24 protein-coding genes are annotated in these 25,237 nt (G+C 68.3%); 7 read left to right on the forward strand and 17 right to left on the reverse strand.

All coding sequences use genetic code 11. The features are described from left to right. Positions 1-19: 19 nt before the first annotated feature. From OTERR_RS14915 to OTERR_RS14935, 5 genes are all read right to left on the reverse strand, one after another. The gene (locus OTERR_RS14915) at positions 20-649 is read right to left on the reverse strand and encodes a PEP-CTERM sorting domain-containing protein (protein WP_149426246.1); all 630 of its coding nucleotides are present in this window, start codon (positions 647-649) and stop codon (positions 20-22) included. 201 nt (positions 650-850) lie between these two features. Next, positions 851-1,177 carry a c-type cytochrome gene (locus OTERR_RS14920; RefSeq protein ID WP_149426247.1) on the reverse strand — a complete coding sequence of 109 codons (327 nt, stop codon included), beginning with the start codon at positions 1,175-1,177 and terminating at the stop codon, positions 851-853. Between the two features lie 96 nt (positions 1,178-1,273). After that, positions 1,274-2,485: a THUMP domain-containing class I SAM-dependent RNA methyltransferase gene (locus OTERR_RS14925; RefSeq protein WP_149426248.1), complete on the reverse strand. Its 1,212-nt coding sequence runs from the start codon at positions 2,483-2,485 to the stop codon at positions 1,274-1,276. Positions 2,486-2,600: 115 nt separating this feature from the next. Continuing rightward, positions 2,601-3,026, reverse strand: a complete 426-nt coding sequence (locus OTERR_RS14930; RefSeq protein WP_149426249.1) for a CopD family protein — start codon at positions 3,024-3,026, stop codon at positions 2,601-2,603. Between the two features lie 28 nt (positions 3,027-3,054). Next, positions 3,055-3,936 (reverse strand): NAD-dependent epimerase/dehydratase family protein, encoded by an 882-nt coding sequence (locus OTERR_RS14935; RefSeq protein ID WP_246154520.1) that lies wholly within the window; start codon positions 3,934-3,936, stop codon positions 3,055-3,057. Positions 3,937-4,228: 292 nt separating this feature from the next. Here OTERR_RS14935 and OTERR_RS14940 point away from each other — a divergent pair, with 292 nt between their 5' ends. Both OTERR_RS14940 and OTERR_RS14945 read left to right on the forward strand, forming a co-directional pair. Then, positions 4,229-5,263, forward strand: a complete 1,035-nt coding sequence (locus OTERR_RS14940; RefSeq protein WP_149426251.1) for a CDP-6-deoxy-delta-3,4-glucoseen reductase — start codon at positions 4,229-4,231, stop codon at positions 5,261-5,263. Positions 5,264-5,286: 23 nt separating this feature from the next. Continuing rightward, positions 5,287-6,486, forward strand: a complete 1,200-nt coding sequence (locus OTERR_RS14945; protein WP_054621510.1) for an EAL and HDOD domain-containing protein — start codon at positions 5,287-5,289, stop codon at positions 6,484-6,486. 208 nt (positions 6,487-6,694) lie between these two features. Here OTERR_RS14945 and OTERR_RS16615 read toward each other — a convergent pair whose 3' ends face one another. From OTERR_RS16615 to OTERR_RS14995, 10 genes are all read right to left on the reverse strand, one after another. Beyond that, positions 6,695-7,807, reverse strand: a complete 1,113-nt coding sequence (locus OTERR_RS16615) for a hypothetical protein (protein WP_149426252.1) — start codon at positions 7,805-7,807, stop codon at positions 6,695-6,697. Between the two features lie 43 nt (positions 7,808-7,850). Continuing rightward, positions 7,851-8,162: a metal-sulfur cluster assembly factor gene (locus OTERR_RS14955; protein WP_054621512.1), complete on the reverse strand. Its 312-nt coding sequence runs from the start codon at positions 8,160-8,162 to the stop codon at positions 7,851-7,853. Between the two features lie 27 nt (positions 8,163-8,189). Then, the gene (locus OTERR_RS14960) at positions 8,190-8,783 is read right to left on the reverse strand and encodes a hypothetical protein (protein ID WP_149426253.1); all 594 of its coding nucleotides are present in this window, start codon (positions 8,781-8,783) and stop codon (positions 8,190-8,192) included. Then, on the reverse strand, positions 8,780-9,490 hold the full coding sequence (locus OTERR_RS14965) for an ABC transporter ATP-binding protein (RefSeq protein WP_149426254.1): 711 nt from the start codon (positions 9,488-9,490) through the stop codon (positions 8,780-8,782). The genes OTERR_RS14960 and OTERR_RS14965 overlap by 4 nt, the downstream gene beginning before the upstream one ends. Further along, positions 9,483-10,289: an ABC transporter ATP-binding protein gene (locus tag OTERR_RS14970; RefSeq protein WP_149426255.1), complete on the reverse strand. Its 807-nt coding sequence runs from the start codon at positions 10,287-10,289 to the stop codon at positions 9,483-9,485. Before OTERR_RS14970 ends, OTERR_RS14965 begins: the two co-directional genes overlap by 8 nt. Beyond that, a complete protein-coding gene (locus OTERR_RS14975; RefSeq protein WP_149426256.1) occupies positions 10,286-11,395 on the reverse strand; it encodes an ABC transporter permease subunit in 1,110 nt (369 codons plus the stop codon). The genes OTERR_RS14970 and OTERR_RS14975 overlap by 4 nt, the downstream gene beginning before the upstream one ends. Further along, positions 11,395-12,318 carry a branched-chain amino acid ABC transporter permease gene (locus tag OTERR_RS14980; RefSeq protein ID WP_054621517.1) on the reverse strand — a complete coding sequence of 308 codons (924 nt, stop codon included), beginning with the start codon at positions 12,316-12,318 and terminating at the stop codon, positions 11,395-11,397. The genes OTERR_RS14975 and OTERR_RS14980 overlap by 1 nt, the downstream gene beginning before the upstream one ends. A 63-nt stretch (positions 12,319-12,381) precedes the next feature. After that, on the reverse strand, positions 12,382-13,659 hold the full coding sequence (locus OTERR_RS14985) for a branched-chain amino acid ABC transporter substrate-binding protein (protein ID WP_149426257.1): 1,278 nt from the start codon (positions 13,657-13,659) through the stop codon (positions 12,382-12,384). Between the two features lie 257 nt (positions 13,660-13,916). Further along, complete coding sequence (locus OTERR_RS14990; protein WP_054621519.1) at positions 13,917-14,225, reverse strand: c-type cytochrome; 309 nt, start codon at positions 14,223-14,225, stop codon at positions 13,917-13,919. A 232-nt stretch (positions 14,226-14,457) separates the two neighbouring features. Continuing rightward, complete coding sequence (locus tag OTERR_RS14995; protein WP_246154211.1) at positions 14,458-15,978, reverse strand: protein adenylyltransferase SelO; 1,521 nt, start codon at positions 15,976-15,978, stop codon at positions 14,458-14,460. Positions 15,979-16,298: 320 nt separating this feature from the next. Between OTERR_RS14995 and OTERR_RS15000 the strand changes: the two genes are divergently transcribed. Next, on the forward strand, positions 16,299-16,976 hold the full coding sequence (locus OTERR_RS15000) for a c-type cytochrome (protein WP_149426258.1): 678 nt from the start codon (positions 16,299-16,301) through the stop codon (positions 16,974-16,976). A gap of 135 nt (positions 16,977-17,111) precedes the next feature. Here the strand turns inward: OTERR_RS15000 and ilvD are convergent, their stop codons facing one another. Then, entirely contained in the window at positions 17,112-18,962 is a 1,851-nt protein-coding gene (gene ilvD / locus OTERR_RS15005; RefSeq protein WP_054621522.1) for a dihydroxy-acid dehydratase, read from the reverse strand. A 173-nt stretch (positions 18,963-19,135) separates the two neighbouring features. On the opposite strand from ilvD, the gene lgt reads away from it, so the two are divergent. The 3 genes from lgt to OTERR_RS15020 all read left to right on the forward strand — a co-directional run bounded on the left by lgt (position 19,136) and on the right by OTERR_RS15020 (position 21,942). Beyond that, complete coding sequence (gene lgt / locus OTERR_RS15010; protein WP_149426259.1) at positions 19,136-19,945, forward strand: prolipoprotein diacylglyceryl transferase; 810 nt, start codon at positions 19,136-19,138, stop codon at positions 19,943-19,945. A 62-nt stretch (positions 19,946-20,007) separates the two neighbouring features. Then, positions 20,008-21,390: a malonyl-CoA decarboxylase gene (locus OTERR_RS15015; protein WP_149426260.1), complete on the forward strand. Its 1,383-nt coding sequence runs from the start codon at positions 20,008-20,010 to the stop codon at positions 21,388-21,390. Positions 21,391-21,465: 75 nt separating this feature from the next. Continuing rightward, positions 21,466-21,942: a VOC family protein gene (locus OTERR_RS15020; RefSeq protein WP_149426261.1), complete on the forward strand. Its 477-nt coding sequence runs from the start codon at positions 21,466-21,468 to the stop codon at positions 21,940-21,942. Positions 21,943-21,991: 49 nt separating this feature from the next. Here the strand turns inward: OTERR_RS15020 and OTERR_RS15025 are convergent, their stop codons facing one another. Next, positions 21,992-23,836, reverse strand: coding sequence for a 7TM diverse intracellular signaling domain-containing protein (locus tag OTERR_RS15025; protein ID WP_281290337.1), 1,845 nt, complete (start codon positions 23,834-23,836; stop codon positions 21,992-21,994). A gap of 161 nt (positions 23,837-23,997) precedes the next feature. On the opposite strand from OTERR_RS15025, the gene OTERR_RS15030 reads away from it, so the two are divergent. Further along, positions 23,998-25,140: a FimL-related protein gene (locus OTERR_RS15030; RefSeq protein WP_149426262.1), complete on the forward strand. Its 1,143-nt coding sequence runs from the start codon at positions 23,998-24,000 to the stop codon at positions 25,138-25,140. The last annotated feature ends 97 nt before the right edge of the window (positions 25,141-25,237 follow it).

Raw genomic sequence — 25,237 nt, forward strand, 5'->3', positions numbered from 1 at the left:
CAGTGAAACCTGAACCGGCTTACACCGCAAGCGCATCCTCTTCGCGCCGCGCCTGCTTGCGCCGCGCCAGAACCCCCATCAGGCCGAGACCGGCCAGGAACATGGCGTAGGTTTCAGGCTCCGGGACCGCCGGAGCGAGCTTGGCCGAATCGTCCATGCCATACCCCGGGGGGATGTTCTGCAGGTGGATCATCATCCGGGCCGGGTTGGTGAAGGAAGCCACGCTCACACCGGCGCCCAGGATGGTCCAGGCGGCGTTGTCACCGGGTAGGAAGTGGTCGCCGTTCCCCGGAGGGGGCGGGAAATCCACGGTCCATTGATAACCGTTGAGTGACGTGTTGCTATTCGAGGCCGGAACTGCCACCCAGGTGCCACTGCTGATGGTTTGGACACCTGTACTGGCAAACGTCCCATTCGGACCGTCCATGAGGAATTTGCCGATGAATGATCCCGGCGGGGCGGTGCTGGTCAGAGAGAACGATACCCCACCCACGATGTCATTCAGAGTTAGGGTAGCGATGCTGGCAACACTCCCCGAGCAGCCCGACAGGCAACTGCTGAAGCTGTAGGACTGGGTCGCCGCCGACGCCGCGCTGGCGCCCACGGCCATGGCGCCAGCCACAGCAAGGGAAAGAAGGGTCTTACGCATGATGATTACTCCCACGGAAACTACGCCTTCAGTTTTGTTCGTGGGCGTGACATATGCAATAGCTTTCGGTTAGTCCGTTTGACCCAATCGCCCAGCCGGCGGGGCTTTCCGAGAATCATGCGCCACGCGTCGCACCGCTCCCGCCGGCGTAAAAAAGCCGGCAACCGCCGGCTTTTTCCTGGCACCTGAACAAGCCCGGGCTTACTTCAGGCTGAGAATCCACTTCGCCAGGGTTGCTGCCTCGGCTTCGGAAACAGCGGAGTTGGCGGGCATTTCCGCGCCACCCCAGACACCCTTGCTGCCGCCGCGGATCTTCTTCGCCAGGTCGCCCTCGGCGCCGGCCACGCCGGCGTATTTCTTGGCCACGTCCTTGTAGGCCGGGCCAAGCAATTTCTTGTCGATCTGGTGGCAGCCGACGCAGAACTTGGCCTTGGCCAGATCCTCGGAGGCCTGGGCGGCGCCGGACAGCAGGCCGGCGCTCAGGGCCAGGGCGGAAAGCGCGGAAAGGGAGATCAGGGACTTGCTCATCGATACACCTCCATGCGGGTCGTTGTTATGAATGCAGCATCAGCTTGCCCCAGCAACGGCGCCGGGGCAAGCCTGGAGAGGCGCATGGATAGAGGCTTACTGGTCGAGGTCCTCGGAGGCCCAATCGGGGAGCGGCTCTCCGGACTGCCCTTGTTGAGGTTGAGCCGTGGTGCGGCGATTGAAGCCGGCGACGATGCGGAACTGGTACAGGCGGCATTCCAGCTTGCCGTTGTAGAGCGGCGTCTTGCGGTCCGGGCGCAGGCCGATCAGCTTGGGCAGGCGGGTGTCCGAGGAGAAGAAGCAGGCGGTCCAGCCGGCGAACTCGGCCTTGAGGTGGTCCCCCAGCTCCGGGTACAGCTCGGCCAGCTCGTTGGCCTCGCCGATGCGCACGCCGTAGGGCGGGTTGGTCACCCAGATGCCTTCGGCGGCATGGGGGCGGATGTCCCGGGCGTCGCAGTGCTTCAGTTCCACCGCCCCTTCCAGACCGGCGCGGCGCAGGTTGGCCTGGGCCTTGCGCAGCAGGCCGCCGTCGATGTCGCTGCCGACGATGGGCAGCTTGGTCAGGGGCTGCACCCTGGCCGCCGCTTCGTTGCGCAGGTCGCGCCAGATGGCCGGGTCGAAGCTCGCCAGGCGCTCAAAGCCGAAGGTGCGGTTGAGGCCCGGGGCCTCGCCCTTGGCCATCTGCGCCGCTTCGAGCAGGAAGGTGCCGCTGCCGCACATCGGGTCGAGCAGGGCCATGCCCGGCTGCCAGCCGGACAGGCGCAGGATGCCGGCGGCCAGGTTCTCCTTGAGGGGCGCCTCACCGGTATCCAGACGCTCGCCGCGCTGCCACAGGGGGTTGCCCGAAGTATCCACGTAGAGGGTGGCCTCGTCCTCGGTGAGGTGCAGGGAGATGCGCACGTCCGGGTCCCGGGTATCCACGCTGGGGCGGATGCCGGTGCTGGCGCGGAAGCGGTCGCAGATGGCGTCCTTGACCCGCAGGGTGACGAATTCCAGGCTGCGCAGCGGACTGCGCGTGGCCACGGTGTCGCAGCGGATGGTCTGGCTCGGATCGAAGATGTCGGTCCAGCTGATGGCCAGGGCCATCTTGTAGATGTCCTCTTCCCGGGTGTAGCGGTTGTGGGCGATGCGCCAGAGGATGCGGGTGGCCACCGACGAGTGCAGGTTGGCCCGATAGCAGGCCTCCCAGCTGGCGGTGAACTGGGCGCCGCCCGGCACCTGGGCAACGCGCAGGGCGCCGGCGGCGGTCAGGTCCTCGACGAGCAGGGTTTCGAGCCCCCGCGGACAGGAAGCGAAAAATTGGAACACAGGCAGTCCTTATAGGGGTGGGCGATCAGCGCGAGAACAAGGCGCATCGCCTCAGGCAGGGCGCTCGCACGGCAAGGCGAAGCAACCCAGTTATCGCGTTGCGTGCGAAGCCGGATTAAAAGGGTTTGAGCACGACCAGGAACACCACCGCCACCAGCAGCAGCACCGGAATCTCGTTGAAGAAGCGAAACCAGACGTGGCCGCGCAGCTCGGCCCCCCGCTGGAAGCGGCGCAGCAGCTGGCCGCAGAGCAGGTGATAGACCACCAGCAGCAGCACCAGGAAGGTCTTGGCGTGGAGCCAGCCCCCGGGAAAGCGGTCGGCGCCGAAGCCGAACCACAGCCAGAAGCCCAGGCCCACGGCCAGGGCGCCGATGGGGGTGACGAAGCGGTACAGCTTGCCGGCCATGAGCAGCAGCCGGTCGCGCTCGGCCACCGACTCGGCCGGCACCATGGCCAGGTTGACGAAGATGCGCGGCAGGTAGAACAGGCCGGCGAACCAGCTGACGACGAAGATCAGGTGCAGGGCTTTGACGGTAAGCATGGGCGATGGGTAACGGGAGAAAGGGAAGTCAGGTACCGTGGGTTGCGGCCAGTGCCGCCACCGCGGCGGCCAGGCCCTCGGCTACGGTGGGGTAGCGCAGGCGCAGGTGCAGTTCGCGTTTCAGGCGGCGGTTGGAGAGGCGGCGCGACTCGTTCATGAACGACAGCAGGGCCGGCGACAGGGTCTGCTCGGCGTCGCGCCGGCTGACCCGGGGCGGGCGCGGCAGGGCGAAGGCGTCGGCCACGGCGTCGAACCAGTCGCCCATGGTCAGCTGCGAATCGTCACAGGCATTCACCGCCCGACCGGGCCGGCCGCGCACCAGGGCGGCGACGCAGGCGGCCGCCAGATCGTCGGCGTGGATGTGGTTGGTGTAGCCGTCCTCGCCGGGCAGCAGGGCCGGGGTACCGCGCTTGAGGCGCTCCACCGGCAGGCGGTCGGCGGCGTAAATGCCGGGCACCCGCAGCAGCGTAGCGGTCACACGGTTGCGCCGGGCGAAGGCGCGCACCTGCCGCTCCGCATCGACCCGGCGCTTGCCTCGGGCGCTCTGCGGCGCCACCGGCCGGGTCTCGTCGATGCGCGCGCCGCCACAGTCGCCGTAGACGCCGCTGGTGCTGATGTAGACCAGCCGCTCGGGCAGGGTCTTGCCCCGGCCCAGGGCGGCCAGTAGCCGAGCGGTGCGCGGGTCGCGCTCGCCGGAATCCGGCGGCGGCGCCAGGTGCAGCACCTGCTGTGCCAGGCCGGCCAGCCGGGCCAGGGAGGCGGGATCGTCCAGGTCGGCCACCACCGGGATGGCGCCGAGGGCGCGCAGCGCCGCCCGCTCGCCCGGATCACGGATCACGGCGAACACCCGGTAGCGCCGCACCAGGGCCGGTAGGGCGCGGCGCGCCACGTCGCCGCTGCCGATCAACAGCAGTCGGCGGGCGGGATGGCGGGGGGCAAGGGACGCGCGGGAGGCGTCATCGCACAGACGGCCATGTATCCGGGGCGCGACCGTGGCAAAATTCACGGATTGTGCCGCCGCTTGCGTCGGAGCGACGGCAGGAGTTGGTTGCGACATGGGGCCATTTTAGCCGATGGCACCGTCCCCGCCCCGCTTCTGCCGTGCCGCCGCTCCGCCGGCCCCGGTCCGCCGGGGTGCGCGAGACGGTGACCGCCCCGGTCCGTTCCCGGCCGCCTTCTTTTTTTGCGACCTTTTCGCCGCCATGACCTACACCGTCCGCATCGAACCCAGCCAGCACACCTTCACCGCCAACGAGGGCGAGACCCTGCTCGACGCCTCCCTGCGCCAGGGCCTGTTGCTGCCCTACGGCTGCCGCGATGGCGCCTGCGGCGCCTGCAAGGGCGGCGTGCTGGAAGGCACGGTGGACCACGGCAAGGCCGCCCCCCACGCTCTCACCGACGCCGACAAGGCCGCCGGCAAGACCCTGTTCTGCTGCGCCACCGCCCATTCCGACCTGGTGATCGAGTGCCGCGAGGTGCGCCGGGCCACCGATATCCCGGTGAAGACCCTGCCGGCCCGCCTGGAAGTGCTGGAAAAACCCGCGCCGGACGTAGCCATCCTCAAACTCAAGCTGCCTGCCGCCGAACGCCTGCAGTTCCTCGCCGGCCAGTACGTAGACATCCTGCTGCCGGGCAATAAGCGGCGCAGCTTCTCCATCGCCAACGCCCCTCACGACGACGTCTTCCTGGAACTGCACGTGCGCCACGTACCCGGCGGCCTGTTCACCGACAAGGTGTTCACCACCATGAAGGCCCGCGACATCCTGCGCTTCAACGGCCCCCACGGCACCTTCTTCCTGCGCGAGGACTCCACCAAGCCGATGGTGCTGGTGGCCGGCGGCACCGGCTTCGCGCCGATCAAGGCCCTGGTCGAGCACGCCCTGCACGAGGGTCTGACCCGGCCCATGGCGATCTACTGGGGCGCCAGGGACAAGGCCGGCCTGTACCTGGCCGACCTGCCGGCCGGCTGGGCCGCCGCCCACCCCCACATTTCCTTCGTGCCGGTGCTCTCCGAGCCTGCCGCGGGCGACGGCTGGAGCGGCCGTACCGGCTTCGTGCACCAGGCGGTGCTGGCCGACTTCCCCGACCTGTCCGGCCATGAGGCCTACGTCTGCGGTGCTCCGGTGATGGTCGAGGCGGCCAAGCGCGACTTCGCCGCCGCCGGCCTGCCCGAGGACGCCTTCTTCGCCGATTCCTTCGAATTTTCCGCGGACGCCCTCAGCGCGGCCACTGCCTGACCAGGCCCTCGTCCGGAGCCCCCATGTCCGTCGAACTGTTTTTCTCCCGCGAGCCGGTGGTCAACCGGCAGAACAAGATCATCGCCCACCGCTTCACGGTGCACGACCGCGGCAGCGCCGCGGCCGTGGCGGCGACCCTCAACGCCCTGGATGAGCACTGGCCCCGCGGTGAGCGTTCGGTGTTCGTGCATCTGCCCGGCCTGGACGCGCCCGGCGGCTACGCCGACCTGGCCAGCCTGGCCGATTGGGTGGCCCCGCCCAACGCCACCCTGGAAGTCCCCGCCGAACTGATCGCCCGCTCGGCCCAGGAACCGGCCCTGCAGGCGGCCCTGGCCCCCGTGGCCGGCCACCTGTGCCTGGACTTCTCCCTGGAGCATGGCGCCGCCGCCCTCAATACCGGCCGCACGCCGCGCTTCATCGGCTTTGATGCCGCCTTGCCCGCCAATACCCTGGCCACCCTGATCAACAAGACCGGCGCCCTGGGCATCCCCCTGGCCCTCAACGTCGCCAGCCACGCCGCCTGCAAGGCGGCCCTGGACGCCGGCGCCAGTGCCGTGGCCGGCTGGTTCTTCCTCGACAGCCCCGAGGGCATGACCAAGGCCGCCACCCTGGCGCCCTCCGAAGCTCACACCATCCAGGTGCTCAACCTGGTACGCCAGAACGGCGACATCCGCGACATCGAAAACGCCCTGAAGCAGGACGTGGCCCTGTCGTACAAGCTGCTGCGCTACATCAACTCGGCGGGTTTCGGCCTCTCCTGCGAGATCCAGTCGTTCCGCCACGCGGTAACCATCCTCGGCTACGAAAAGCTCAACCGCTGGCTGTCGCTGCTGCTCGCCCATTCGAGCAAGGACCCGATGGCGCCGGTGCTGCTGCACACCGCCATCACCCGCGGCCGGTTGATGGAACTGCTCGGCCACGGCCTGGTGGACAAGCAGGAGCTCGACAACCTGTTCATCACCGGCGCTTTCTCGCTGCTCGACGTGATGCTCGGGGTGAGCATGGAGACGGCCCTGGAGGCGATGCACCTGCCCGAACCGATCAGCGACGCCCTGATCAGCGATACCGGCGTCTATGCCGCCTTCCTCGACCTGGCCCGGGCCTGCGAGGCCGGCGACGGCGCCGAACTGGCCCGTCAGGCCGGCATGCTCGGCCTGTCCGCCAGTCAGGTGAATGCCGCCCAGCTGGAAGCCCTGGCCTTCGCCGAGAAGCTCGAGTTCTAATCCGCTAATTCGTTAATTCGCGATCCGCGGCGTCCCGCCAGGGCGCCGCTGCCACGGGCCCCAGACCCATGGCCCGGCCGCACCACCGGGCCAAACCCCGCGCCAGTAGCCGATCTTCAGACCCTATCCGTGAAGATCGAGCATTGGCGCGGCATTCCAGCCATGCCCTGCCGAAACGCCCGCCAGGCGTGGGGTTTACGCCCCCCCGCTAGCGGGAACGCTGCCGTTTGGCGGCGACCCCGGAGCGCACCGCCAGGGCGGCGCTGAGGGCGAACAGCAGCACCGCCAGCCCGTTGCCAAGCCCCCCGGCCAGGCGCCAGTCGGCGCGCTCCAAGCCGTCGCCGAGCAGGCGCAGCAGCAAGGAGCCGTGCAGCACCGCCAGGGGGGCGTACAGCCAGGGCCGGTAGGGGAAGGGAATGCCCGCCACCGCCGGCAGCACGATCGGCGCGTGGCCGAACACCATGGCCAGCACATAGCCGACGAACAGGGCGTGCAGCGCCGCGTCGTAGTGCGGCCCGCCCCCGGGCAGGCCCCAGGCGAGCAGCATCAAGGCGCCGGCCGCCAGCCACAGGTAGCCGGACAGCAGGCACACCGCGATGTAGCGCGGCAGCCCGGGCAGCCGGGCCGACTTCCAGGCCACGTCGCGCTTCACCAGCAGCGCCGCCAGGGCCAGGTAGGCCACGGCGAGCACCGCGCCGACCGCATCGGCGCCCAGCCCCCCGAGGGCGCCGGCCAGGACCGCCAGGGCGGCGAGCCCGGCCGCGGCGGCCACCCCGCGCAGGGTGAACGGCGAGGGAGGGAGGAGGCGGGACAACTCCAGCCGCTCGCCGGCGATGGTCAGCACGAGAAAGGCGCTCCAGCCGGGCACCGCATCGCGGATCGGCGCTCCGGCGGCGAACACCAGGGAAGCCACCGCCCCCAGGGCCGCGGCCAGCAGCAGGATGACGTTGTGCAGCGCCTTCTGGCGCCGCCACACCTCCGCCGACGCCACCACCAGCATGGCCAGGCCGAGGGCCAGCAGGCTGCCCCCCGGCACCGGTGCCAAGCCGGCCAGCAAGGCGATGCCGCCCAGGCCGCACAGGGCCGGGGCCAGATAGGCCCAGGGGCGGTTCAGCGCCACCGCCCGCTCCAGGCTGATCACCGTGCCGAAGAAGGCAGCGGCCATCAGGGCGCCGTGGAAGCCGATGGCGTTGGGCGGCGGCAGGGCCGCGCCGCCGGTCAATTCGAACAACCCGGGCAGGCGGCCAAGGCCGCCCCACAGGCCGGTGACCAGGGCGACCACGGCGCAGAGAAAGAGGGGGATGCGGTAGCGGACCGGCATGGCGTGGGCTTCCGTGGGGCTTCAGCGTGGGGCGCTGACGGCCTCAATCCCAGCCGAAGTGCTGCTTGGCGGCATCCGACATGCGTTCCGGCCCCCAGGGCGGCTCCCACACCAGCTCCAGATCCACCACGGTGCCCGGCGCCACCACGCCCTGCACCGCCTCCTCGGCGTCGCCCAGGATCAGGTTGCCCATGGGGCAGCCCGGGCTGGTCAGGGTGAGGCGCACCGTCACCTGGCCCGGGGCCACGTCCACCCCGTAGACCAGGCCCAGGTCCACGATGTTGATGCCGTGCTCCGGGTCGGAGACGGTGGAAAGGGCCGCCAGCACGGCGGCGCTATCGACAGGATCGGTCATGACATTTCTCGCTGAATGCCCAGCCCTTTAGCGACGCAAGGTGCTCTTGACCTCGTAGGCGGCAGAACGCCCCAGCATGTCGTAGGAAGTCAGGCTCAACTGGGCAGAACGATCGCGGCTGCTCACGATCAGGGAACCAGCGTAACGCCGGTTGTAGTTCGTAACATTGCAATTGCTCAAAGTCAGGTCGAGATTCAGGGCCTCCGCGACGAAATGTGGCGAGGCGATGCCCAGCACCCGGCAGCCATTGGCGCTGCTCGCACCGACCACTTTGCCCTGCCCGTCGATACCGATGGTGAAGGGCACGACCGCATGTCCCTCTGCCACCTGCCGCCCGCCAGCCACCATGTTGAATTGCGCCTGTCCGCGCCATTCGCCATAGGGGCTGGGGCCTTGGGCCGGACCATTCAGGGTGACGGTGCGGGATTGGGACGGGGATGGTGAATTCGGCCCGGCATGCCCCGCGGAGGCCGCGCAGGGCGTGTCCGAGATCACTACCTTGCCGTTCTGCTCGCATCGATAGGCCGCGTGGGACGCGCCGGACAGAGTGCAGACGATCGCCGCCCAAACGACGGCGGTGGAGGTAGGGCCGAACCGGCGGTGGCGGGTATTGATGGTCATTCTCCTAAATAGGCCGCCTGCACCCGGGGGTCTGCCAGCAGGCGGGGGGCATCGTCGGTAAACGCCAGTTCCCCGGATTCGAGCACGTAGCCCCGGTCGGCGGCTTGCAGCGCCAGGCGGGCATTCTGCTCGACCAGCAGCACCGTCACCCCGGCGGCGCGCACCTCGCGGATCACCTCGAACACCTTCTGCACCATCAGCGGCGCCAGGCCCATGGAGGGCTCGTCGAGCAGTAGCAGGCGCGGCTCGCCCATCAGGGCCCGGGCGATGGCCAGCATCTGCTGTTCGCCGCCGGACAGGGTGCCGGCCAGTTGGCGGCGCCGCTCCTTGAGGCGCGGCATCAGGGCGTAGGCCCGCTCCAAGCCTTGGGCCACGGCCTGACGGCCGGCCCGGCCGGTCAGGGAGTAGGCGCCCATGTCCAGGTTCTCTTCCACCGTCAGCCGGGCGAACACGCCGCGGCCTTCGGGCACCAGGGCAATGCCGGCGCCGATTAGCTGGTGCGGCGCCAGCTCGGCCAGTTCCCGGCCCTCGTAGCGCAGGCTGCCGACAGCGGGCAGTTGCCGGGCCAGGGCCTTGAGGGTCGAGGTCTTGCCGGCGCCGTTGGCACCGATCAAGGCCACCAGCTCCCCAGCGTTGACGTGGAAGGTGATGCCCTTGACGGCGCGGATGCCGCCGTAGGACACGGCCAGGCCGGTGACTTCAAGCATGGCCGCCCTCCTCCGCCCCACCCTGGCCTGCCTCGTCCGGGGCGGCGCCCAGGTAAGCCTCGATCACCCGGGGGTGGCGCTGCACCACCGCCGGCACGTCCTCCACCACCAGTTGGCCGTAGTCGAGCACCGCCACCCGGTCGCACAGGCCCATCACCAGCTTCACGTCGTGCTCGATGAGGAGCACGGTAATACCGTCGCTGCGGATGCCGGCGATCAGGGTGCGCAGGGCCGCGCGCTCGGTGGCGTTCATGCCCGCCGCCGGCTCGTCGAGGCAAAGCAGGCGCGGCTCGGTGGCCAGGGCCCGGGCAATCTCCAGGCGACGCTGGTCGCCGTAGGAGAGGTGCTTGGCCAGGTCGTCGGCCCGGTCGGCGATGCCCACGTAATGGAGCAGTTCCTCGGCGCGCCGGGCGATGGCCGCTTCCTCGGCCCGGGTACGCGGGTCGCGCAGGATGGCGCCGATCACCCCGGCCCGGGTGCGGGCGTGGCGGCCGACCATGACATTCTCCCGGGCGGTCATGTGGGCGAACAGGCGGATGTTCTGGAAGGTCCGGGCGATACCGCGCTGGGCTGCCTGGTGCGGCGCGCTGGCCTTGAGCGGCGCCCCGGCGAAGGTGAAGCCGCCGCCGTCCGGTGCATACAGGCCGGTCAGGCAGTTGAAGAAGGTGGTCTTGCCGGCGCCGTTGGGGCCGATCAGGCCGTAGATCTCCCCCGGAGCAATGGACAGGGACACGTCCTTGAGGGCCTTCACCCCGCCGAAGTGCTTGGCCACCGCCCGGGCCTCCAGCAGGGCGCTCATGAGGTACTCCGTTTCAGCTCGCGCTTGCGCAGGGGTGAAGGCCACAGCCCCGCCGGGCGGTAGAGCATGACCAGGATCAGGGCCAGACCGAACAGCAGCATGCGCAGGCTTTCCGGGTCTACCACCACGTGGCCGAACAGGTATTTTTGCACCGGCACCGCGGCGTAGCGGAAGGCTTCCGGCAGCAGCGACAGCAGCACGGCACCGAGGATCACCCCAGGGATGTGGCCCATGCCGCCCAGCACCACCATGCACAGCACCATCACCGATTCCATCAGGCTGAAGGATTCGGGGCTGACGAAGGCCTGGAAGCCGGCGAACAGGCCCCCGGCCACGCCGCCGAAGCTGGCCCCCATGGCGAAGGCGAGCAGCTTGATATTGCGCGTGTCGATGCCGCAGGCCTTGGCGGCGATTTCGTCCTCGCGGATCGCCACCCAGGCCCGGCCGATGCGCGAGTTTTCCAGGCGCAAGGTGACGAACACCACCCCCAGGGCGAGCAGCAGGAAGACGTAATAGGTGGCCGCCAGGGGCGGCAGGGTAAAACCGGCCACCACCACCGGCTTGGCCAGGGAGACGCCGAAGAAGGCCAGGGGATCGATGCCCGACACCCCCTGGGGACCGTTGGTGATGTTCACCGGGGCGTTCAGGTTGTTGAGGAAGATACGCACGATCTCGCCGAAACCCAGGGTGACGATGGCCAGGTAGTCGCCGCGCAGGCGCAGGGTGGGCGCCCCCAGGATGACCCCGAACAGCCCGGCCAGGGCCGCCCCGGCGGGGAGGATGGCCCAGGCCGGCAGGTGCAGGCCGAAGTGGGGCGAGGCGAGCAGGGCGTACAGATAGGCGCCCACGGCATAGAAGGCGATGTAGCCCAGGTCGAGCAGCCCGGCGAAGCCGACCACGATGTTGAGCCCGAGGGCGAGCATCACGTAGAGCACGGCGAAGTTGAGGGTGCGCAGCCAGGCGTTGCCCAGGCCGAGCACCCCGCCCACCAGACAGGGCAGCAGCGCCAGCAGCAGGGCCAGGCCGGCGTAGGCCGCCCACACCCGGGCGGGGATGGGCGTGCGGCCGACGGGAGAAATGGCGGGGGAAGCAGCAGGAGCCGTCATCACGCCCGCTCCGCGACTTTTTCGCCGACCAGGCCCGAGGGGCGGAAGACCAGCACGGCGATGAGGACGAAGAAGGCGAACACGTCCTGATAGTTGGAGCCGAAGAAACCGCCGGTCAGGTCGCCGATGTAGCCGGCCCCCAGGGATTCGATCAGACCGAGCAGGATGCCGCCGACCATGGCTCCGGCCAGGTTGCCGATGCCCCCCAGCACGGCCGCGGTGAAGGCCTTCAGCCCGAGGATGAAGCCCATGTAGTAGTGGGCGATCGAGTAGTTGGCGCTGACCATCAGCCCGGCCAGGGCCGCCAGGGCCGAGCCGAGGACGAAGGTCAGGGAGACGATGCGGTTCACGTCCACTCCCATCAGTTGGGCGATGGCCGGATTCTCGGCGGTGGCGCGCATCGCCCGGCCGAGGCGGGTGCGCAACACCAGCAGCATCAGGCCGGCCATGGTCAGGGCGGCGAGCAGCACGGTGAGCACCTGGAGCAGGGTGATGGTGGCGCCGAAGACGTCGTACTGGCGTTCCGGCACCAGGTTGGGAAAGGCGTGGTAGTTGCGTCCCCAGACCATCATGGCGCCGTTTTGCAGCACGATCGACACGCCGATGGCGGTGATCAGCGGCGCCAGCCGGGGCGCGCCGCGCAGGGGGCGATAGGCGACGCGCTCGACGGTGTAGCCCACCGCCATGCACAGCAGGGCGGCAACGGCCAGGCCGGCCAGGGCCGCCAGGGGCAGGGGAACCCCCAGGCCGAGCAGGCCGGTGATGGTCGAATAGGCGGTCAGGGCGCCGAGCATGACCACCTCGCCGTGGGCGAAGTTGATCAGGCCGAGGATGCCGTAGACCATGGTGTAGCCCAGGGCGACCAGGGCGTAGATGCTACCCAGGACCAGCCCGTTGATGATCTGCTGGATGAAGATGTCCATGGCCCGTTGCCTGTGGGTCCAGCATGGAAAAACGGCGCCAGGAAAGGCGCCGTCGCGGTTGGTTTATTTTTGCCCGTCGCCCTTGGCCGGGACAGGGGCATCGCCGCCGGAGCCACCGGCGCCGCCGCCCACGGTCTCGACGAATTGCAGCTTGCCGCCGGCGTACTTGTAGAGCGAGATGGGGCCGCTCTTCAGGTCGCCCTTGGCGTCGAAGGCGATGCGGGCAGTAACGCCCTGGTAATCGGTCTTGGCCACCTCCGGCAGGTACTTGGCCGGGTCCGCCGAGCCGGCGCGCTTCATGGCGTCGGCCAGCACCATGGTGGCGTCGTAGACGTAGGGCGCGTAGAGCTGGATGTCGGTGTTGAACTTGACCTTGAACTTGTTCACGAAGGCCGGCCCGCCGGGCATCTTGTCCAGGGGCACCCCAGGCAGGGAGCACATCTGGCCCTCGGCGGCCTCGCCGGCCAGTTTCATGAATTCGGGGGTGCAGCCGCCGTCGCCGGTGAGGAAGTTGGACTTGATGCCCAGTTCACGCAGCTGCTTCATCAGGGGCCCGGCCTGGGCGTCCATGCCGGCATAAACGATCAGGTCGGGCTTTTTCGACTTGATCTTGGTCAGGATGGCCTTGAAGTCGGTGGCCTTGTCGTTGGTGAATTCCCGGGCCACCACCTCGCCGCCGTTGGCCTTGATCGACTTCTCGACCTCGTCGGCCAGGCCCTGGCCGTAGGCGGTGCGGTCGTCCACCAGGGCGATCTTCTTCGCTCCCAGTTTCTTCACGCCATACTCGCCCAGCACCAGGCCCTGCTGCACGTCGTTGGTCATGACGCGGAAGGCGGTGTTGAAGCCCTGCTGGGTGTACTTGGGGTTGGTGGCCGAGCCGGACACCTGGGGAATGCCGGCGTCGAAGTAGATTTTCGACGCCGGGATGGTGGTGCCGGAGTTGAGGTGGCCGACGATGCCGTTCACCTTGGCGTCCACCAGCTTCTGGGCAACGATGGTGCCCTGCTTGGGATCGGCCTGGTCGTCCTCGGAGAGCAGTTCGAACTTGGCCTTGGCGCCGCCGATTTCGATGCCCTGGGCGTTAAGGTCGTCGATGGCGAGCAGGGCGCCGTCCTCGTTGTCCTTGCCCAGGTGGGCCTGGGGTCCGGTGAGGGGGCCGACGTGGCCGATGCGCACGGTGATCGTCGGTGCGACGGCCGGGGCCGTGGCGGGGGTGGCCGCCGGTTTGGGCTCTTCCTTGTTGCCGCAGCCGGCCAGGGCGGCGGCGATCAGCAGGGCCAGGGGCGCCGCACTGGCAAGAGGATGGGGATAGGCCGGGCGGGCAGGGCAAGTCTTGGTCATGGTTCCGATTCTCCGCAGGGTTCGGACAGGGTCCGGAAACGCCGCGCCCGGTTCGGGCAGGGCGACAGGGGAAAACGTACAGCCGACAACAAAGAGCTTTCCGGGCCATTCTGCGAGTGGCCGCTTTTGCCTGTCAATCAGGCACCGCACAAGCCCTGCGCGGTTTTTCACGGTCCGGCACGATGCACCAAAATGGACACAAAAAAGCCGGGAGTCCTGGGACTCCCGGCTTTTTGCGCACTGAAATCAGGCGAGGCTCACTTCTGGGACAGGATCCACTTCACCAGCTTGTGCAGATCGTCGTCGCTGACAGCGGCGTTGGGGGGCATCGGGACGGGGCCCCAAACGCCGGAACCGCCCTTCTTGACCTTCTCGACCAGCTTGGCTTCGGCGGTCTTGTCGCCGGCGTACTTCTTGGCAACATCCTTGTAGGACGGGCCGACGAGCTTCTTGTCGACGGCGTGGCAGGCCAGACAGCCCTTGGACTTGGCCAGGGCTTCATCAGCCTGGGCGACACCGGCAGACAGCAGACCGGCAACGGCCAGGAGGGACAGGATTGCTTTCATGATCTCGCTCCGTGATTGGTGGGTTGAACAACAGCCCGGGGATGGTACTGGCTTTTGCCCCCCTTGGGAACGTCACACCCACCGTCAGAATTACCTAGCACAAGGGCTGGCGTGGGGTGGCGAAGCGTTGCGTAGGCATAGCCAAGGGGCCAGGCAGTTAACGCCCTGGCATGGTCGGGCGTTGACGCGGGGGGAACTGGTCCGCCGCGCCCGAGAGACCGCTTTTCAGGGTTCAGGTGCCGCAGAAGGTGCGGTATCCCGCCGTAAAGGACGGTGCCGCCGGCTCGGCAAGGTGGACGGCACCGGACTGCTCGTCGTAGGGCCGTTGCAGCACCGCCAGTAGCTGCTCAAAGGGCTGCAGATCACCGCGATCCGAGGCGGCGGCAAGGGCCTCCTCGACCCGATGGTTACGTGGAATCAACCAGGGATTGACCCGGCGCATCCGTTGCGCCCGCACCCGGGCGGCGCCGCCCGGCTCCGCTACCGCGCCGCGGTCATCCTCGGCGGCGCAGCGGCTCTGCCAACGGATCAGCCAGGCATCCAGCGCCGCTTGATCGGCAAACAGCGTGCGCAGGGGCGACAACTGCCCTTGCGCCGCATCCGCCAGGCGCCGCCAGGCCCAGGTGAAATCGACCCGGTCATGGTGCAGCAGCTGCAGCCAGTCGGCCACCAGGGCCGTATCGCGTTCGTCCCCCCCTGCATCCCCCGGCCCCGCCAGCCCCAGCTTGGCCCGCATGACCGCCAACCAGTGGTGCCGGTAGTCCTCGGCAAAGGCGTTGACCGCCTCGGTAGCCAGGGCCACGCCCTGCTCCGGATCATCCGCCAGCAGCGGGACCAGGGTTTCTGCCAGGCGGGCCAGGTTCCACTGGGCGATGCTGGGTTGATTGGCGTAGGCGTACCGCCCGTACTCATCGATCGAACTGAATACTGTCCCGGGATCGTAGGCTTCCATGAAGGCGCAGGGACCGTAATCGATGGTTTCCCCGGGGATGCTCATGTTGTCGGTGTTCATCACCCCATGGATGAAGCCCACTCCCATCCATTGCGCCACCAGCGCGGCCTGCCGCTCGATGACGGCCCGCAGGAACGCCAGATAGGGCGCCTCCCGCCCCAGCAGCGCCGGATAGTGGCGGGCAATGGCATAGTCGGCCAGCTGACGTACGCGCGCTTGCTCGCCCCGTGCGGCAAAGAACTCGAAGGTGCCGACCCGGAGGTGGCTGGCAGCCACCCGGGTCAGCACCGCCCCGGGCAAGGGAATCTCCCGGGCGACGGCCTCCCCGGTGGCAACAACGGCCAGGGCGCGCGTCGTGGCGATCCCCAGGGCGTGCATCGCCTCACCGATCAACACTTCGCGCAACATCGGGCCGACTGCGGCCTTGCCGTCGCCGCGGCGCGAAAAGGGCGTGCGGCCTGAGCCCTTGAAGGCAATGTCGCGGCGCACACCGTGGCGGTCGATGACTTCACCGAGCAACAGCGCCCGGCCGTCGCCAAGTTGCGGCGAGAAGCCGCCGAACTGGTGGCCGGCATAGGCCTGAGCAATCGGTGCGGCCCCTTCCGGAATCGTGTTGCCGGAGAAAACGGCGGCCAGGACATCGCCATCGCCGGGCGTCGGCTCCAGCCCCAACTCCTCCGCCAGCGTCGGATTGAAAAACAGCAACAGGGGTTTCGGCACGGGCTGGGGCTGCCAGGGCACATAAAACCCGCTGAGGTCGCGGGCATAGCTGTTATCAAAGGCAAAGCGCATCTGCGGCATGGAATCCTCTCGACTACACGGCCTTACCGCCCCGGTGCACAGGCATCCGGATTGGCCAAGGCCGTACCTGCATGATTAGACCGGGATATCGGCCAAAAAAGCCCGGACGTCCCCTGAACGCCCCTTTTCTCAAGCCAGCACCTCCCATGCCAGGGAACGCCCCGCCAGGGCAGCAGGGAAGTCCGTGTTCCAGCGCCGCCCCGGCTGCCCCTGGAAATCCCCGAATTTGCGCTGGATCAATGAACCGACGGCTCACCACAGGGCACCCGGGAAATGACGTTAAAATTGCAAGGTTTGTCATATAACCCAGGGAGAGATCGATGTTTCCTCGGCTTACCGGAGGATCCGGCCGGCAACGCCCGCGTGGCCTGCTGACCACCGTGCTGGTGTCACTGACCCTGTTCGGGCCGCTCACAGCGCTCGCCCAGGGCGAAAAGACCATCGACCTGGTCAAGGCCTGGGAAGCGGATGCCGCCAAGAAGGCCGCCGCGATCAACGCCGGCAAGAAGGCATCGTTCTTCTGTGCCAACTGCCACGGGGAAGATGGCAACAGCCGCTACCCGGAAGTTCCCAACCTGGCCGGACAAAATTCGGCCTACCTGGTGGAACAGATCCGCAAATTCGGTTCCGGCGAACGCAAGGACGACTTCATGCAGGGCCTGATCAAGGTGCTCAACGACGAGCAGAAAGCCCAGATCGCCCTCTTCTACGCCGACGCCAAGGTCAGCCCGATCAAGGCCGGCGCGGTAGGCGACATCAATCGCGGCAAGGCCCTCTTCTCCCGGGTGTGTACCGGCTGTCACGGCCCCGAAGCCAAGGGCAACGAAACCATCCCGCGCCTGGCCGGACAGCAGGGCGAATACCTGAAGAAGTCGCTGCTGCGCTACCGCAACAAGAGCGGCGAACGGCTCTACGCGCCGATGAGCGCGGTGACCGCCCAGCTGAACGACAACGACGTGGAAGCGGTGGTGGCCTTCCTCTCGGCGCTGAAGTACTGACCCTCGACCAGCACGGCCGCGTAGCACCGTGTGACACAAGGGGCTCCCAACGGGAGCCCCTTGTCGTTTCTGCCAGTTCTGCCATTGCGCCGACGGGCTGCGCCACCTCGGGGTGACGACAGCCCGGCAGAGGCTTTAACGTTTCAATTGGGACAGGTCGCGCACTGCGCCCCGGTCGGCCGAGGTGGCCATCAGCGCATAGGCTTGCAGGGCTACCGACACCTTGCGTTCCCGGTTGGCCGGCTTCCAGGCGGCATCGCCCTTGGCCTCCATGGCGGCACGGCGGGCGGCCAGCTCGGCGTCGCTGATCTTCAACTGGATCGAGCGGTTGGGGATGTCGATCTCGATGGTGTCGCCGGTTTCCACCAGGCCGATGGCGCCACCCTCGGCGGCTTCGGGCGAGGCGTGGCCGATGGACAGGCCCGAGGTGCCGCCGGAGAAGCGGCCGTCGGTGAGCAGGGCGCATTCCTTGCCCAGGCCGCGGGACTTGAGGTACGAGGTCGGGTAGAGCATTTCCTGCATGCCCGGGCCGCCCTTGGGGCCTTCGTAGCGCACGATCACCACGTCGCCGGACACCACCTCGCCCTCGAGGATGCCCTTGACCGCGTCGTCCTGGCTTTCATAGACCCGGGCGTGGCCGGTGAACTTGAGGATGGAATCGTCCACCCCGGCGGTCTTCACGATGCAGCCGTTCTCGGCGATGTTGCCGTAGAGCACGGCCAGGCCGCCGTCCTGGGAATAGGCGTTCTCCTTGTTGCGGATGCAGCCGTGGGTGCGGTCCAGGTCCAGCTCGGGATAGCGGCGCTCCTGGGAAAAGGCCACCTGGGTGGGCACGCCGCCCGGGGCGGCCTTGAAGAATTCGAGCACGCCCAGGGACGGGGTGCGCATCACGTCGTGGGTGTCGATAGCCTCGCCCAGGGTCTTGGCATGGACGGTGGGCACGTCGCGGTGGATCAGGCCGGCCCGGTCCATTTCGCCGAGGATGCCCATGATGCCGCCGGCGCGGTGCACGTCCTCGATGTGGTACTTCTCGGTGGCGGGGGCCACCTTGGCCAGGCAGGGCACCTGGCGCGAGATGCGGTCGATGTCGGACAGGGTGAAGTCCACCCCGCCTTCCTGGGCAGCGGCCAGGATGTGCAGCACGGTGTTGGTGGAACCGCCCATGGCCACGTCCAGGCTCATGGCGTTCTCGAAGGCCTGTTTGCTGGCGATGGCCCGGGGCAGCACCGAGGCGTCGTCCTGCTCGTAGTAGCGGCGGGCCAATTCGACGATCTGCCGGCCAGCGGTGAGGAACAGCTTCTTACGGTCGGCGTGGGTCGCCACCACGGTACCGTTGCCCGGCAGGGACAGGCCCAGAGCTTCGGTCAGGCAGTTCATCGAGTTGGCGGTAAACATGCCGGAACAGGAGCCGCAGGTGGGGCAGGCGGAACGCTCGAAGGCGGCCACGTCCTCGTCGGAACAGGAGCTGTCACCGGCCTTGATCATGGCGTCGATCAGGTCGATGGCGATGGTCTTGCCCTGCCACTGCACCTTGCCCGCCTCCATGGGGCCGCCGGAGACGAAGATCACCGGGATGTTGAGGCGCATGGCGGCCATGAACATCCCCGGGGTGATCTTGTCGCAGTTGGAGATGCACACCATGGCGTCGGCACAGTGGGCGTTGACCATGTACTCCACCGAGTCGGCGATCAGGTCCCGGGAGGGCAGGCTGTAGAGCATGCCGTCGTGGCCCATGGCGATACCGTCGTCTACGGCGATGGTGTTGAATTCCTTGGCGATGCCGCCAGCCGCCTCGATCTCGCGGGCCACCAGCTGGCCCAGGTCCTTGAGGTGCACGTGGCCCGGGACGAACTGGGTGAAGGAGTTGACCACGGCGATGATCGGCTTGCCGAAATCGCCTTCCTTCATGCCGGTGGCGCGCCACAGGGCACGGGCGCCGGCCATGTTGCGGCCATGGGTGGAGGTGCGGGAACGGTACTGGGGCATGGTGCTGACTCCTGGATCCTGGATGCGGAAGCCTGACAGGGAACAAAAAGCCGCATGGCCGACGCACCCCATGAGCGGGCTTGGGGGTGGTCCGCCTGACGGCTGACCGGCGAGGGCGATGCGGCGTAACGCCTATAATCTTGCCATTCTATCCGCGAAAGAACGCCTCGCCCATGCTCGTCCATCCCCAGTTCGATCCCGTCGCCCTGGCCATCGGCCCCCTCGCCGTACGCTGGTACGGCCTGATGTACCTGCTCGCCTTCCTCCAGTTCTGGTTCCTCGGCCGGCGCCGCGCCCAGGCCAGCACCGGCCAGGCCAAGCCGTGGAGCGTCGAGGAGCTGGACGACCTGCTCTTCTGGGGCGCCATCGGCGTGGTGCTGGGGGGCCGCCTCGGCCAGGTGCTGTTCTACGAGCCAGGCTATTACTTCAGCCACCCCCTGGAGATCGTGGCGGTGTGGAAGGGGGGCATGAGCTTCCACGGCGGCTTCCTCGGCGTGCTCGCCGCCTTCACCCTGTTCGCCCGCAAGACCGGGCGCAGCTGGTTCCAGGTGGCCGATTTCGTCGCGCCCCTGGTGCCCCTGGGCCTGTTCTTCGGACGCATCGGCAACTTCATCAACGGCGAACTGTGGGGCCGTCCGGCGGACCCGTCCCTGCCCTGGGCGATGGTCTTCCCCCAAGTGGACGGCCTTCCCCGCCACCCCTCCCAACTCTACGAGGCCGGCCTGGAAGGGCTGGTCCTGTTCGCCGTGCTGTGGCTGTATTCGGCCACGCCGCGCCCCGCCGGCCGGGTGTCCGGCCTGTTCCTCGTCGGCTACGGCCTGGCCCGCTTCGTCGGCGAATTCTTCCGCACCCCGGACGACGGCATCTTCGGCCTGTCCACCACCGTCAGCATGGGCCAGTGGCTGTCCCTGCCGATGATCGCCGCCGGGCTCTGGCTGCTGCTGCGCCGGATGCCGGGAACGGCCCGGAACGCGGCGTCCTGAGCCCTTCTCCGACTTGACACGCCCCCCTCCTGGGGCAGAATCGGCCTGACAAGGAGGGGACCATGACCAGTACCGCCCACGCCACCACCGTTCGTTCCATCCCCGGCGACGGCCTGCCGGCCAAGGACCTAGAGCGGATCCGGGCCCAACTGCAGGAATGCGCAGCCAGTCTGGGCGGCGAAGTCTCGGCGCGCAACCGGGCGGCCCGCCTGGGTGAGACCTACCTGCAACTTGCGCCCGCCGGCCGCCGCGCGGTGTTGCAGCTGATCGCCCGGGAATTCGGCCCGGACCCGGTCAAGGTGGCCAGCGCCCATACGGCCTGGCAGGCATCGATCGGCACGCCCGCCGAAGGCGACGCCGAAGCGGCGTTGCGCGCGGCCATGCGCTCGGCGCGCATCCGCATCATGACCCAGTTTCTGGCCCTGCCCCAGGGCGTCAAGTTCCTGGTGGACCTGCGTGCCGACCTGCTGCGCTTCCTGCCCCACGCCCCCGAACTGGCGGTGCTCGACCGGGAACTGGAAGCGCGCCTGTCAGCCTGGTTCGACGTGGGCTTTCTGGAACTGCAGCGGCTCACCTGGCATTCCCCCGCCGCCCTGCTGGAAAAGCTGATCGCCTACGAGGCGGTGCACGAGATCCAGTCCTGGGCCGACCTGAAGAACCGGGTCGATTCCGACCGGCGCTGCTACGCCTTCTTCCACCCGCGCATGCCCGACGAGCCGCTGATCTTCGTCGAGGTGGCCCTGTGCGACCACCTGGCCGGCAACGTCCAGGACCTGCTCGACGTGCACGCCCCGGTGTTCGACCCGAAGCGCGCCGACACCGCCATCTTCTATTCGATCTCCAACACCCAGACCGGCCTGCGCGGCGTGTCCTTCGGCAACTTCCTGCTGAAGCGGGTGATCGACGACCTGAAGCGCGACTACCCGCGCCTCGACACCTTTGCCACCTTGTCGCCCCTGCCCGGCCTGCGCGCCTGGGCCGAAGCCCAGGCCGACCTGGAAAACGATGGGGCCCCGGGGGAATGGGCCCGGGCCTTTCCCGAGGCCGACCGGCAACGCATCGCCAAACTGGCCGGCATCGCCCCCACCCTGCACGCCATCCGCAGCCTGCTCGCCACCCCGGCCTGGAGCGGACCGGAAGCCGACCCACGCCTGGCCGGTGCCCTGCGCGGCGGTCTGGAGCGGCTGGCCGCCCGCTACCTGGTCACCGCCACCCACAAGGGCAAGCCGCGGGACCCGGTGGCCCGCTTCCATCTGGGCAATGGCGCCCGCATCGAGCGCCTCAACCTGCTCGCCGACACCTCGGCCAAGGGCTATGGCCAGTCCTACGGGATGATGGTCAATTACCTCTACCAGCCGGACAGCATCGAAGAGAACGTGGAAGCCCTGCTGCGCGACGGCACCATCGCCGCGGTGGCCAAGGTACGCCGCGCTGCCCGGGACTGAGCGGCACCGCCCCCTGCGACGGGGCGCCGCCCTGCGTATAATTATGAATTTTTAACGCATCCAAGGAGAAACCCCATGAGCCAGCGTCCGTTCAAGGTGCTCGGTATCCAGCAGATCGCCATCGGCGGCCCGTCCAAGGACAAGCTGAAGACCCTGTGGGTGGACATGCTCGGCCTGGAAGTCACCGGCAATTTCGTGTCCGAGCGCGAGAACGTGGACGAGGACATCTGCGCCATGGGCAAGGGCCCCTTCAAGGTGGAAGTGGACCTGATGCAGCCCCTGAACCCGGAAAAGAAGCCGGCGGTGCACGCCACTCCGCTCAACCACGTGGGCCTGTGGATCGACGACCTGCCCAAGGCCGTGGAGTGGCTCACCGCCAACGGCGTGCGCTTCGCCCCGGGCGGCATCCGCAAGGGCGCGGCCGGCTTCGACATCTGCTTTCTGCACCCCAAGGGCAACGAGGAAGCCCCGATCGGCGGCGAAGGCGTGCTGATCGAACTGGTGCAGGCGCCGCAGGAAGTGGTTGCCGCCTTCGCCAAACTGGCGGCCTAAGGGACAAACACTGCGGGGCGGCACAGCCCGCAGCCCCGCGGTGCAAGGATCACCCCTCGGCGACGCGATAACCGCTGCGCCCGCCGTTCTTGGCCGCGTACATGGCCTGGTCGGCACGCTGGATGAGGGTCTGGGCATCCTCGCCGTGTTCCGGGTAGATGGCGATACCGACGCTGGCGCCGACCAAGAGACGCAGCCCCTCCACCTCGAAGGGCGCCGACAGGCTGGCCACCACCCCGGAGGCCAGGCGCTCCACGTCCTCCCGGTAATGCACATCTTCCAGCAGCAGGATGAATTCATCTCCCCCCAGGCGGGCCACGGTGTCGCTGCCCCGCACCAGGGCAGTGAGCCGCGTCGCCACGGCGGAGAGCAGGGCATCGCCGACCGCATGGCCGTACTGGTCGTTGACCGGCTTGAAGCGATCCAGATCGATCAGCAGCACGGCGAATTGCTTGCCGTTGCGCCGGGCCTGGCTCACCGCCTGGCCCAGGCGGGCATCGAGGAGCAGGCGGTTGGCCACCCCGGTGAGCGGATCCTGGTGCGCCATGCGTTGCAGTAAGCGCTCATTTTCCTGAAGGCGGGCGTTGGCATCGGCCAGATCCTGGGTCCGTTCCACCACCCGGCGCTCCAGTTCCCGCTCCGACTTTTCCAGGGCCTCGACCATGTCGTGCTTGGCCTGCAACGCCTCGGCCTGAGCCTGTACGCGTTCCTGGCGCGCCAGCTGGATACGGTCGGCCAGGGCGAAGGAGAACAACAGCATCTCCAGGGCCGACCCGATCTGCATGGCATTGGAGGTAAACAGGTTGGTCGGCAACCAGCCCAGGTTGCGCAAGCCCAGGGCGCCGACCCCCACCAGCAATAGAGTCCAGGCCAGCAGGAACCAGCGGGCTCCTGCGTTGCCGCTGCGCAGGCAGTAGACCGCCACCGCCACGGCTACCGCCGAGAAGGCCACCCCGACCAGGGAGGTAAACACTGCGGCCGGCCGATAGGGAAGAAACAAGGGGGCCAGGGCCGCCGCGGCAAAACTCCAGGCCAGGACCAACAGCACGCGGTCGATACGCGGATAGCGTCCTCGGGTCCTCAGGAACAGCCGGGTGAACAAGGCCCCGAACAGGCCGGTGGCAGCGAACCCGCTCGGCAGTGCGATGTTGCCCCAAGCCGGCAGGTCGGGCCACAGGAACTGGTTGCCCAGACCGTTCAGGGACAACTGCCCCACCGCCATGGCGGCAACGAAGGCGACATAGACCAGGTAGATGCGCTCACGCAGGGAAAAGTAGAGCAGCAGGTTGTACAACCCCAGGGCCAGCAGCATGCCGTAGTAAAGCGACAAGGCGGCATAGAGTTCCTGGTTATGCACCTGGAAGGCCCGGGGCGCCCACAGGGTCAACGGCGCCGTCAGGGAGCCCGCCGACTGGATGCGCACATAGAGGATCTGCGGCTCCCCCGCCGTCAGCGCCAGGGGGAAGACGAAATTCCGGTGGGGGTAGTAGCGGGCGGCGAACGGCATCAGGTCGCCGCTGCTCCAGCTAGCGACGCCCTGGCGGCCTGGAACGAACAGGGTGACGTGATCGAGGGAGGCATAGCCCACCTCCAGCAACCACTCGCCGGCCATGCCTTCCCCGGCGCGCACTGTGGCCCGCAGCCAGTAGGCACTGGCGGAATAGCCGAAATTGATGTCCTGGCCCTGGCCTGCTACTGGGCGAAAACGCCCGGCCTGGGCCGCTTCCTGGACCTGCGCGATGGTCAGGGCGGCGGACGGATCCTCAAGCACTTCGAGGAACGGCGTCAGGGATTGACCCTGGGCATCCGGCGCCAGGGACAGCACGGGAACCGCCGCCCTGACCTGTCCGGCCGCCAGCATCACCACGGCAGCAAGCAGCAGGGTAATGGACAACAAGAAGCGGCGGAGGGGCGGCGACGCAGGCAAGGGAAGCGCTCGTAATGCAAGGTGAATCCATTGTATCTACAGCTTTCCCCGGCCAGTTATTATAAATTTCGCCTTTCCGCAGATTTTCCGGGCGCCGCCGCGTGTGCGCCGCGCCCCGTCCTTCGTCCGTGACCACGCCCTCCCCCCTGCATGCGTTCCAAACCGCCCTGCTCGGCTTCCTGCGCCAGGGCGGCAGCACCGCTGCACCTGCCCTCGCCGATGCCGTGCGCGGCTTCGCCCGTCAGCGCCCCCGCCCGGAAGCTGGCTTCTGGGCCGAGAGCGCCGCGTTCTACGACGAACTGGCCAGCGCAAAGCAGCCCCCCGACGAAGCGCAACGGCTGTGGAGCACCCGGCTCGAGCGACAAATGCGCCGCAGCCTGCGGGGCAACGACCTGGACCCGGAGCTGGAACGGGAACTGACCGTTCTGCGCGCCGCCCAGGCCTCCACCGACACCACCGCCGCGCCCCCCTTGCCCCCCCAGCTGGCCGCCCTGGCCGGTCTGCTCGGGCGTACCCTGGATCCGCTCAGCCTGGCGGCCTGGAACGCGGCCGGCAGCACATTGCAGCAGGCCTGGAATGGTGGCATCCAGCCCGACTGGAACGGCTTGCGCCAAGGCGGAGTGGCCCTGTGCGCCGCCGCGACCCGGCTGGCGAGCGAACAACCCGATACCCTGGCCCTGGCAGTGGCCCTGGCCGATGCCCTAGATCGCCAGGACGGCGTCCTCGAACCGGCCGCGGAGGTACGCGCCACCCTGTCCGCCACCCTGGAAGCCTTCGCCGAAGACGATGCCCCGGCCCGGCCCGGCTTTGCCGACCGGGTCGCCCACCTGGCGCGGCGTCTGGAGGCGATTACCCGGACCCCAGCCCGGCGGGTGGCACCCAGCCCCGATCCGGAACGACGCGACCGACCGTTCGGTTCCCTGGCCATTGCCGCCGAATTCGCGGCCGAGGCGGCCGAGCGCCTGGCCGAGCTGCGGGAAGCCCTGCACCGCTACCCTCCAGACCGGCACGCCCTCGCCCTGGGGGCCGCAGAGCTGGCCGAGGATACGGCCAACCACGGCCTGAGCGCCCTGGCGGAAATCGCCCGCCTGCTTTCCCGCGCGGTGGACTTTGGTGCTCCGGACCTGGAGTCGGCTACGGTGCGCGCCCGCCTCGAATCGGCCCTGGACGGCATGTCGGGGCAACTCGATGAGGTTGCCGACGACTGCTGGCCCACACCCCTGCCGCCCCTTGCCGCCGCCCTGGCCGCCTTTGTCGGCGAGCGCAGCTAGGTCCGCAATAACCAGCTAACCAGCGGGCAATGAAAAAGGGACCCCGGAGGGTCCCTTTTTCATTGCCGCGGCACCCTATTGCAACGGGCGCCGATCC

It is taken from the genome of Oryzomicrobium terrae, assembly GCF_008274805.1.
In the GTDB taxonomy this organism is placed as follows: domain Bacteria; phylum Pseudomonadota; class Gammaproteobacteria; order Burkholderiales; family Rhodocyclaceae; genus Oryzomicrobium; species Oryzomicrobium terrae.